Origin of the sequence: Neisseria sp. (genome assembly GCF_030523955.1) — a bacterium.
Taxonomy (GTDB): Bacteria; Pseudomonadota; Gammaproteobacteria; order Burkholderiales; family Neisseriaceae; genus Neisseria.
The window spans coordinates 1-10,028 of the sequence record NZ_JAUNHL010000083.1; the positions used below are offsets into that span (position 1 = coordinate 1).

Below are 10,028 nucleotides of genomic sequence, written 5' to 3' on the forward strand. Positions count from 1 at the left end.
GTGCTTATGAGGTGCTGTTTCGAAAAACGTTGCGCTTGGTTTGACAATTCAAGAGATAAAAAAGGGGGTAACCTGTGGCAGGTTACCCCGAATACCTCAAATCAGAGATTTACGCTTCACAAACAAAACAGGCTTTCGCCTGCCCTTTGGCGGCGCAGCTCAACTCTACACCGACAAAGACTTTCGTTACCAAACAGGCCAAGAAGCCATGCCTGTCTGAAACGTCTTCCGAACGGGAAGGAATTCGATTAAGGCGAATGTCGGATGAAGCGCTCATTGTTTGAGATGGTGTATAGATTAATAATAATATTGTTATGCTTTTGTGATATTTTTGTAGCTGTATGTAGTTCTTGTGAGTGAATTTACGCTTATTTTTCTGGTTTGCCAAGGTCATTTTTTATTTTTTTGATGATTTTACGGCATGGGTAAAAGTGTGAACAATTAAAATTTGATATTAAATTTCTATTAAATATTATTTATAGGTTTAAAATTCTAAGTAAATTGAAAATATAATTTTATATTCCATTTTTAAAATAATTTGATAGTGTGTAAATGATTTTCTTGTTGTGTGTCTAAAGTAACAACTTATTACTTATTGTTGTTTTTTTGTTCAATGGATATTCTTGTTTTAATTTATTTTTATAATTGTATTGTTGGGGATAGGAATATAGAAAAGCCGGTTTCTCGAAGAAGCCGGCTTTTTTGATAATAAATTAAATCAAGGCACAATCACGGTGAAGATATAAGCAGCAAGGTTGACCAGCAAAACAATACCATAGAGCATATTGGTGCGACCCTGATTGAGCGAAAGCATTACGGTAAAGGCAGACAAACCCAGTAATACCATGGATTTGATGTCCAAGCCCAAAATCAGGTCGATATCGTAGAGCAGGCAAACCAATACGACCGAAGGAATGGTTAAGCCGATACTGGCCAGTGCCGATCCCAATGCCAGATTAAGACTGGTTTGGAAGCGGTTGCGGCGGGCGGCTTTCAAGGCTGCCAGGCCTTCGGGCAACAGCACCACTGCTGCGATAATCACGCCTACCAAGGTTTTCGGGGCCCCGATTTGGGCGACAATGCCTTCAATCGCCGGAGAGAGGGCTTTGGCCAATAACACCACAATACCCAAGCAGATAATTAATAGGCCCAAACTGGTTAGAGCGACTTTTGTACTGGGCGGTTCGGCGTGGTGGTGGTCATCGTCATCGGCAAGAAAATAGTCACGATGGCGTACGGTTTGTACCATCATAAATGAGCCGTACAACACCAAAGAGGCGATGGCCACGAATACCATTTGTGCAGAGTTATAGGTTGGGCCTTCGGTGCTGGTGGTGAAGTTGGGTAGCACCAAGGTCAATACCAAAATGGCGACCAAGGTAATCAGGGCGGTGCTGGCGGATTTTTGTCCGAAAAACTGCTCGCGGTGCTTCCAGCCGCCTATCATCAGGCTTATGCCTAGAATGCCATTTAAAATCAGCATGATGGCTGCGAATATGGTGTCGCGCGCAAGATAGGCGGCGTTGTCGCCGCCTGCCACCATTAGTGCGACAATCAGCGCGACTTCGATTACGGTAATCGCCAGCGCGAGTACTACGGAGCCGAACGGCTCGCCGATCTTGTGCGCCACTACTTCGGCATGGTGCACTGCTGCCAGCACGCTGCTGATCAGTAACAGGCCTCCGCCGATTTCCAGCCAAGCATTATCTTTAATGCCGATAAAATATAATGCCCAAGCCAGAAGAGGAAGCAGTATTGACCAGAGCGGTAGGGAGGAGTGTGAGTGTGAAGCCATAAGTGGATAAAACCCTTCTTTGGATGTGTAAAAATAATGTATCAAGCCGTGCCGGAAGTTATTTTGCCCAATCAGATGAGAGGGGTGTTATCTACTATGGTGGCCAGAACGGCCGGCATCGATATTAATCTATTGTCCGGATATTGGTATTGGTTCGGGTGGTTAATGTTTCGGGACCTTGTGCCAAGACACCGTTAATCTTGTATTGCCGTACTTTTCCGCTTGATTCTGCGGTGTGTATTTTGCATGTTTTTAATGCCTGTCTGAAAAAGCAGGTTGCTTGAAGGCAATAAAAATTATATGGTTAGCCAGATTGCGAAAAGGCGTTATTATAAAGAAAATTAATCGAAAAATCATTATATTGATAAAAGTATTGAAAGAAAAACCGGTATTCCTTAAGCGGAATGCCGGTTAATTTTGTTGTTTGGCGGCGACTTCAAGCTTAGGATTGTCGCCTACTGAATCTTATTCCGTATCAGAAGGTGGAGGGGCACCGTTGGCTCGCACGTCCCCTGATTTCTCTTTATGTTTCAATACGGCTCGATCCAGTTTGTCCATCAGCGTGTCGATGGCGGCGTACATTTCCGATTCCACGCTTTCTACGTGCAAGTCTTTACCGGCTAAGTGGACATCCGCTTCCGCTTTGTGTTGCAGTTTTTCTACCGAAAGGGTGACGGTTACGTTAATCAGATTGTCGGCATGGCGGTTGATGCGGGCCAGCTTGCTTTCTACATGATTTCTGATGGCATTGGTGATGTCGAAGTTCAAACCGTTGATTTTTAAATTCATAATAGAGCTCCTTACGGTGGGTGAAACGGTTATCCGCTAAAGGCGGGTAACCATAATTCGAATCATGCTTTGCGCAGATGGGCGGGAGGGATATCCAGCGCATCGCGGTATTTGGCAACGGTGCGTCGGGAAATATCGATTCCCTGTTGTTTCAATAATTGGCACAAGGCTTCGTCGGAGTAGGGCTTCTGTTTGTTTTCCGCCTGAACCAGCTGCCCGAGTATGGCTTTGACGGCACTTTGGCTCGTGCCTTCCTGATTTTCATCGGTGGAAACGGCTTGTGTGAAGAAATAGCGTAACGCAAACAAACCGCGCGGGCAAGCCAAATATTTATGGTTGACGGCGCGTGAAACGGTGCTTTCAGATATATCAAGCGCTTGCGCAGCGTCTTTGAGCAACATGGGGGTGAGGCCGATTTCGCCGAATACGAAAAAGTCTTCCTGCCGCTCGACAATATATTCGGCCAGCCGCAAAACCGTGCTTTTCCGGAGGGCCAAACTGTCGATTTTCTGGCGGGCTTCCTGAATTTTTTCTTTCCAAGCCTCATCAACTGTTTCGGCTTCGGCCAGAGCGTCGCTCAATTCTTCGTTCAGCTTGATTTGCGGCCAGGCGGCTTCGTTGCTGACGACTGTCCATTGGCCGTTTTCATCGGGTTTTACCCATACATCCGGCTCGACATAAGAGGTAGGCTCGCTACCGGCGAAACCGTAGGCGGGGTAGGGATTTAACCCGCTGATTAATTGCAGTGCGGCTTCAATAGTGCGATTGTCATATTCGGGAAAGTATTTTTTCAAGCGCACTGTGTTTTGCTGCATGCTGCGGCCCAAATCATTCATATGGCTGTGAACGATTTTGGCGGCGCACAGGCGTTCGGGCGAGGAGGGCAGCCTCTGCAATTGCAGAAACAGTGATTCTGAAAGGTTGGCGGCGGCTACGCCGGGGGGATCGAACAGTTGCAGGGCATCGAGTGCCTGTTGCATATCGTCTTCATCGAGCATCCATTCAAGCGGGGTGTGGTCGATGATTTCAGACAGGCTTTCGCTGAGGTAGCCTTGCTCGTCGAGAAAATCAATCAGGATGTGTACGCGTGCAGCCTCGGCATCGCTGAGGGGATGCTCGCAGACTTGTTTGTGCAGATAGGTGGGAAAATCTTCTTCTTCTGCGATGGTTGCCCATACATCTTCGGCTTCGTCGCCGTTGATTTGACGGCTGTTGGCGACGGCGGCGGAAAGTCGCGGCTGTTCGGCAAAGCTTTCCGTAGGTTCGCTGCGCTCCAGTAGAGGATTGTCTTGCAGCCATTCGTCGACTTCGCGTTCCAGCTCGATGCCGGACATGTGCAGAATTTGCAGTGATTGGCGCATGGCCTGATTTAACTGCTGCGTCTGCTTGAGTTTGAGGTGGAAAGAGGGGCCGCTCATAATGTGTTTTTAATGGAGTGAGTGTGTTTATTGTTTGAATCGGCGGGCTTGCTATGAATTTGTTTTTATCGGCAAGCCCGATGGTTTTGCGAGGGCAACAGCCCGGTATTAATAATCAAAATTTTCGCCCAGATAAACGGCGCGCACTTGTTCGTTGTTCACCAATTCTTCCGGGGTGCCCGTGGCCAGCACCCGGCCGTCGTTGATGATAAAGCCGCGGTCGCAAATGCGCAGAGTTTCGCGCACATTGTGATCGGTAATCAACACGCCGATGCCGCGTGCTTTTAAAAACTCGATGATTTTCTGAATATCGATTACGGCGAGCGGGTCGACGCCGGCAAACGGCTCGTCAAGCAGGATAAAACGCGGCTGCATGGCCAAAACGCGGGCAATTTCGACACGGCGGCGCTCGCCACCGGATAAAGACGGTGCGGGATTGGTGCGCAACCGTTCGATGTTCAGATCACTCAACAGTTTGTCTACTTCGGCATCAATTTGCTTTTTGTCTTTCAGCCGTATTTCCAGAATCGAGCGGATGTTTTGTTCTACCGTCATCTTGCGGAAAATCGAAGCTTCTTGCGGCAGATAACCCAAACCTAAGCGGGCGCGTTCGTGGATGGGCATGTGGCGTAATTCGTTGCCGTCCAACAGGATACTGCCGGTATCGGCGGCGATTAGGCCGACTATCATGTAAAAACTGGTGGTTTTGCCCGCACCGTTGGGGCCGAGCAGACCGACCACTTCGCCGGTACGGATGTCCAACGAAAAATCTTTCACTACCTGGCGTTTTTTGAAGCTTTTCTGCAGATTTTTCACCACGAGGCTGCCGGGTGTTTGCGGGGTTTGGGTTGTATCTGTCATTGTAATATTTTTTTGCGGGCGGTTAAATAGTCGTATGGAATGTTTAGATGCCTGTCTGAAAAGCGTGAAGCTTTTTTCAGACAGGCATAGTAGGGTTATTGATTGGGTTGGATCACGACGCTTACGCGGCGGCCGGTTTTGCTGGTGGCGTTTTTATTGCCGCTTACGGTATAGACTTCGGTACGGGTGTTGTAAGTGATGATGTTGCCGGAAGCCATGTCGCCGCCGCGGGTAATTTTGGCGTTGCCGGTAAGCTTGACGATACCGGTGGCGGATGAATATTCAACCTGATTGGCCTGGCCGTCGACCTTGCCGTTTTTCTCAAGCTGCTGGCCGAATTTTACCGGGTTACCGCGGGCGCTCATGTTCTGTTGGCCGGCTTTATCCTTGGAAACGGTAACGCTGGCGGCTTGGATATACAGGGTGCCTTGTTTGACAATCACATTGCCGCTGAAGGTGGTGTTTTGGTTTTTCTGATCAAGCGAGCCTTGGTCGGCCTCGATTTGAATCGGCTGGTTGCGGTCGCTTTGCAGGGCAAATGCGGTACTGCTGGAAAGCAGGATGAAAACGGCGGCCAGCAGGGTTTTACGGTTGTTTCGGATCATAAATGGTTGCTTTCACTCGTGAGGGCAGGTTAAGCAAGCCCTGTTCTTCGTTGTAGGTCAGGCCGTTGGCGGTGCCGGTGGATTGGCCGTATTGGAAGGTAACCAGGGCATCGGTTTGGGCGTTGCGGGTTTGGGTATCAATCATGATGCGGCTGGTTTTCAGCACGCCGGCGGGGCGCTGTGCATCGGCCGCTTTGGTCATGATCACATCGTTTTCAAAGTAGATTTTGCGTGTTTCGGTATTGTAGTGCGCGTTTTTGCTGGTTACTTGGTAGAGTGGGCTGCCTGCGTTGAAAATTTCTAAATCAGGCGACTGGAATTCGATTTCGTCTTTATTGGGCAATTGCCAAGCTTTGCTGGCCGTAAGGTTTTCTTTCAGCATGCCTTGCTCATCATAACGCTTGCCGGTGATGCCTTCCATCTGATATTTGGGCTCGTTGGGGTTGAGCGCCGTTTCTTCCACCGTAACTTCGCTGATGCGGTCGAGCCAAGCGCTCAAGCCGCCCAAGGCAACTGCGAGCACCAACGGAAACAGCCAGCCGGCACGCCATTTTTTCATCATTTCAAATACTCGTTTAAAGCGGTTTGCAAAGTGCCTTGCGAGCGCATAATCAGTTCGCACAATTCGCGCACCGCACCTTGGCCGGCGGATCGCCGGGTAATATAAGCAGCGTGTTGTAAGGTAAGATCGTGTGCCTCGGGTACCGCTACCGGCAGCCCGCAACGTATCATTACCGGCAAATCCACCACATCGTCGCCGATAAAGGCGCATTCGTACTCTTCGACTCCGGCGGCTTGGCGCAGTTCGGCGTACGCGGCTTTTTTGTCGTGTATGCCTTTGTAGTAATGGCCGATTCCCAGCTGTTTGACCCGCACGCCCACCGAGGGCGCGTCGCGGCCGGTGATGATGGCGGTTTGCACGCCGCTGTTTTGCAGCATTTTCAAGCCGTGGCCGTCCAGCGTGTGGAACGCTTTGATTTCTTCGCCATTGTCGCGGATATAGATGCGTCCGTCGGTGAGTACGCCGTCGACATCCATAATCAGTAGTTTGATGCGCTCAGCGCGCTGTTGCAGGTTTAAAGAAGGATTCATAGGTTTTCCGATATTCAGGCAATGCGTGCGTTGAGCAAATCCAACATGGTGACCACGCCGATCAGGCGATTTTCTTCGTCGGTAACCAGCAGGCTGCTGATGTGGCGGTCTTCCATTTGCTTGAGCGCTTCAGTGGCCAGTTTGTCGGTAGAGATGGTTTGCGGGTTGGGGTGCATGACTTCGTCCAGTGTCATACCGGTTACCTTATCATACTTTTCAAATACCCGGCGTAAATCGCCGTCGGTAAAAATACCTTCCAAGCGCTGGTTTTCATCGACAATAATCAGAATACCCAAGCCTTTCTTGCTCATAATCAGAATGCCGTCGCGGATCGAGATACCGGCGTGCGCCACCGGCAGCGCATCGTCTTTGCGCATGATATCGCCCACACGCAATAACAAACGCTTGCCCAAGCTGCCGGCCGGATGGCTGAGCGCGAAATCATCGGGAGTGAACGCGCGGGCACGCAGCAGCACCACCGCCAATGCGTCGCCTACCGCCAAGGCGGAAGTGGTGCTGGAAGTCGGTGCCAAACCCAGCGGGCAGGCTTCGCGCGACACCGCTACTTTAATGTGGATATCGGCCGTACGCGCCAGCGTGGAAGTAGGGCGCGAGGTGATGGAAATAAGGGTGATTTTCTTACGTTTCAAGGCAGGCAGCAGCGCGGTCAGTTCGTCACTCTCGCCCGAGTGGGAAATTGCGATCACTACGTCGCCGTCTGCAATCATACCCAAGTCACCGTGTGCCGCCTCTGCGGGATGGACAAAAAACGCAGGCGTACCGGTCGAGGCGAGAGTGGAGGCGATTTTGCGGCTGATGTGGCCGGACTTGCCGACGCCGGTTACGACAACCCGGCCTTTACAGGCCAGAACGGCTTGTGCGGCATGAACGAAATACTGATCCAGCGATTCCGCCGCTTCGTTCAGACAGGCGGATTCGGTTCTGAGGACTTCGCGCGCCCAATCCAAATATTGCTCGTGTTGTTCCATTAATTCTCCGTCGTTAAAAGGCATCGTTTATTTAGTGACTGCCGGATTGCCGCATTTTGCCTGGTATTTGCGTTTCCTTCTGTCAAAATCCGCTTGGAAAAGCAAATATCAACAGCATCGGGGGTATTCAAAAGCCCACTTTCGGGGTAGCATTAATGCCATTACCCACTTCAATCAAGAGAGATACTCAACATGACTATTTTATCGGACGTTAAAGCCCTCGGACAACAAATTTGGTTGGATAACCTGTCGCGCTCGCTGATTCAGAGCGGCGAATTGGCGCAAATGCTGCAACAAGGCGTATGCGGCGTCACTTCCAATCCGGCCATTTTCCAAAAAGCTTTTGCCGGCGACGCTTTGTATGCCGACGAAATCAGCCGTTTGAAACAGCAGGATTTAAGCCCCAAACAGCGTTACGAAACACTGGCGATTGCCGATGTGCAGGCCGCTTGCGACGTATGCCTGTCTGAACATCAGGCCAGCGGCGGCAAAACCGGTTTTGTCAGCCTCGAAGTTGCGCCTGATCTGGCTAAAGACGCTGCCGGCACCATCGCCGAAGCCAAGCGTCTGCACCAAGCCATCAACCGCCCCAATGTGATGATCAAAGTGCCGACCACCGATGAAGGCATCGAAGCCCTAACTGAATTGGTAAGCGCCGGAATCAGTGTGAACCTGACTTTGTTGTTCTCACGTGCACAAACGTTAAAAGCCTACGCCGCCTATCAAAAAGGCATCGAAGCACGCTTGGCAGCAGGCGGTAAAGTAGACAACATCCATGTGGTGGCCAGCTTCTTTATTTCCCGTGTCGATAACGCGCTTGATCCTACCCTGCCCGAAGCACTGCAAGGCAAGGTTGCCATTGCACTGGCCAAAGCTGCTTACCGCGATTGGGAAACCTATTTCGGCAGCCAAACATTCCAACGCTTGGAAGCGCAAGGCGCCAACCGCGTAGAATTGCTGTGGGCCTCTACCGGCGTGAAAAACCCGGCCTATCCCGATACTTTATATGTAGACAGCTTAATCGGCCCCGCTACGGTGAACACAGTACCCGATGCGACGCTGAAAGCCTTTATCGACCACGGCAAGGCCGCTCCGACACTTACCGAAGGCACCGATCAGGCACTGGCTCAGTTGGAAGAAGTGTCCAAACTCGGTATCGATCTGGAAGCGTTGGCGCAGCGCTTGCAGGAAGACGGTTTGAAACAGTTTGAAGACGCATTTGCCAAACTGCTGGAGCCCTTGGCTTAATTATGAATTCAATCGCTCAAGTGGCTTTTGGATATCAATAAAATGCCTGTCTGAAACTTTTCAGACAGGCATTTTTACATCTTAAATGACCGAATAACTTGGTTCGGCAATCGTATTAAATATAGCGGATTTAATTACTTCGAAGGCAGCAAACCGCAGACAATACACACGTACGGAACCGATTCTGTCGCCTTCTATCGTCGCTTAAGCGGCTTACAAAATCTTTCTCTTTGAGCTAAGGCACAGCAACACTGTAGCGAAAGTTAAGTTAATCTGTTATTACACTTCAGCCGCTGTTATAGCGGATTAAATTAATTTTCGATACAAGGCAGCAAGCCGCAGACAGTACAAGTAGTACGGCAAGGCGCAGCAACGCCGTAGCGAAAGTTAAGTTAATCCGCTATATTCGTCTTGTTCAGACAGGCAACGGATAGCGCAGCATTTCAATCAGCGCACGCAATGCCGCCGAAGTTCGACGGCTGGGATAATACAGAAAAAACCCGGGATAGGGCGTGCACCAATCGGCCAGCACGCGTATCAATTGCCCGCTTTCAAAATATTGGCTGCACTGAGTAACTTCCGAATAGGCCAGCCCCACGCCCTCCAGCGCCGCCTGCTGCATCAATTCGAAATCATCCAGCATCAGCGGGCCGTTCACCGCCACATTGATTTTCTGCCCATCTTTGGCGAACTCCCAGCGATAGGGTTTGCCAGCGCTGTTCTGCCGCCAGCCGATGCAGCGATGCACCGTCAAATCGTGGGGCGTTTTGGGGATGCCGAAGCGCTGGAAATATTCGGGCGAGCCGACCACAGCGTCGCAAAAATCCGCCGTAATGCGTACGGCCACCATGTCTTTCTGTATGTGCTCACCCAAGCGCACCCCGGCGTCAAAACCTTCCTTGACGATATCGACAAAACCGTTGTTGGCGGAAATCTCCAAGGTCACATCAGGATAGCGTTCGGCAAACTCACGAAAACGCGGCGCCAACACATGCGCCGCCGCCATGCGCGGCACGGAAAGCCTGACCGTACCTGCCGGATGCTGGCGAAACGGATTGATATGCTCCACAGCCATGGCGATATCGGAAAAGGCCGGAGCAACTTGTGCGTACAGTGCCTGCCCCGCTTCCGTGGGTGATACATGGCGGGTGGTGCGGTGCAAAAGTGATACTCCCATCCGCTTCTCCAAGGTGCGCATGGCATGCGACAAGGTGGAGGGCTGCATCTCCAA

Annotated in this window: 11 protein-coding genes; 1 reads left to right on the forward strand and 10 read right to left on the reverse strand. The window is 50.8% G+C overall.

What is annotated here, in order from left to right; translation table 11 throughout:
- Window positions 1-109 precede the first annotated feature (109 nt).
- The 9 genes from Q4C79_RS12405 to Q4C79_RS12445 all read right to left on the reverse strand — a co-directional run bounded on the left by Q4C79_RS12405 (window position 110) and on the right by Q4C79_RS12445 (window position 7,549).
- Window positions 110-394, reverse strand: coding sequence for a hypothetical protein (locus tag Q4C79_RS12405; RefSeq protein ID WP_303091333.1), 285 nt, complete (start codon window positions 392-394; stop codon window positions 110-112).
- 324 nt (window positions 395-718) lie between these two features.
- Window positions 719-1,795 (reverse strand): calcium:proton antiporter, encoded by a 1,077-nt coding sequence (locus Q4C79_RS12410; RefSeq protein ID WP_303091334.1) that lies wholly within the window; start codon window positions 1,793-1,795, stop codon window positions 719-721.
- Window positions 1,796-2,260: 465 nt separating this feature from the next.
- A complete protein-coding gene (raiA, locus tag Q4C79_RS12415; RefSeq protein ID WP_303091335.1) occupies window positions 2,261-2,584 on the reverse strand; it encodes a ribosome-associated translation inhibitor RaiA in 324 nt (107 codons plus the stop codon).
- A 62-nt stretch (window positions 2,585-2,646) separates the two neighbouring features.
- A complete protein-coding gene (gene rpoN, locus Q4C79_RS12420) occupies window positions 2,647-4,002 on the reverse strand; it encodes an RNA polymerase factor sigma-54 (protein ID WP_303091336.1) in 1,356 nt (451 codons plus the stop codon).
- A 108-nt stretch (window positions 4,003-4,110) separates the two neighbouring features.
- On the reverse strand, window positions 4,111-4,863 hold the full coding sequence (gene lptB, locus Q4C79_RS12425; RefSeq protein ID WP_303091337.1) for an LPS export ABC transporter ATP-binding protein: 753 nt from the start codon (window positions 4,861-4,863) through the stop codon (window positions 4,111-4,113).
- Window positions 4,864-4,958: 95 nt separating this feature from the next.
- Window positions 4,959-5,468: a lipopolysaccharide transport periplasmic protein LptA gene (gene lptA, locus Q4C79_RS12430; RefSeq protein ID WP_303091338.1), complete on the reverse strand. Its 510-nt coding sequence runs from the start codon at window positions 5,466-5,468 to the stop codon at window positions 4,959-4,961.
- Window positions 5,449-6,030: an LPS export ABC transporter periplasmic protein LptC gene (gene lptC / locus Q4C79_RS12435; RefSeq protein ID WP_303091339.1), complete on the reverse strand. Its 582-nt coding sequence runs from the start codon at window positions 6,028-6,030 to the stop codon at window positions 5,449-5,451. Before lptC ends, lptA begins: the two co-directional genes overlap by 20 nt.
- Window positions 6,027-6,560, reverse strand: coding sequence for an HAD family hydrolase (locus Q4C79_RS12440; protein ID WP_303091340.1), 534 nt, complete (start codon window positions 6,558-6,560; stop codon window positions 6,027-6,029). Before Q4C79_RS12440 ends, lptC begins: the two co-directional genes overlap by 4 nt.
- Window positions 6,561-6,574: 14 nt before the next feature.
- Complete coding sequence (locus Q4C79_RS12445; RefSeq protein ID WP_303091341.1) at window positions 6,575-7,549, reverse strand: SIS domain-containing protein; 975 nt, start codon at window positions 7,547-7,549, stop codon at window positions 6,575-6,577.
- 192 nt (window positions 7,550-7,741) lie between these two features.
- On the opposite strand from Q4C79_RS12445, the gene tal reads away from it, so the two are divergent.
- Window positions 7,742-8,797, forward strand: coding sequence for a transaldolase (gene tal, locus Q4C79_RS12450; protein WP_303091342.1), 1,056 nt, complete (start codon window positions 7,742-7,744; stop codon window positions 8,795-8,797).
- 415 nt (window positions 8,798-9,212) lie between these two features.
- Here the strand turns inward: tal and Q4C79_RS12455 are convergent.
- Window positions 9,213-10,028 (reverse strand): LysR family transcriptional regulator (locus Q4C79_RS12455; protein ID WP_303091343.1); only part of this gene is annotated, 816 nt, incomplete at its 5' end.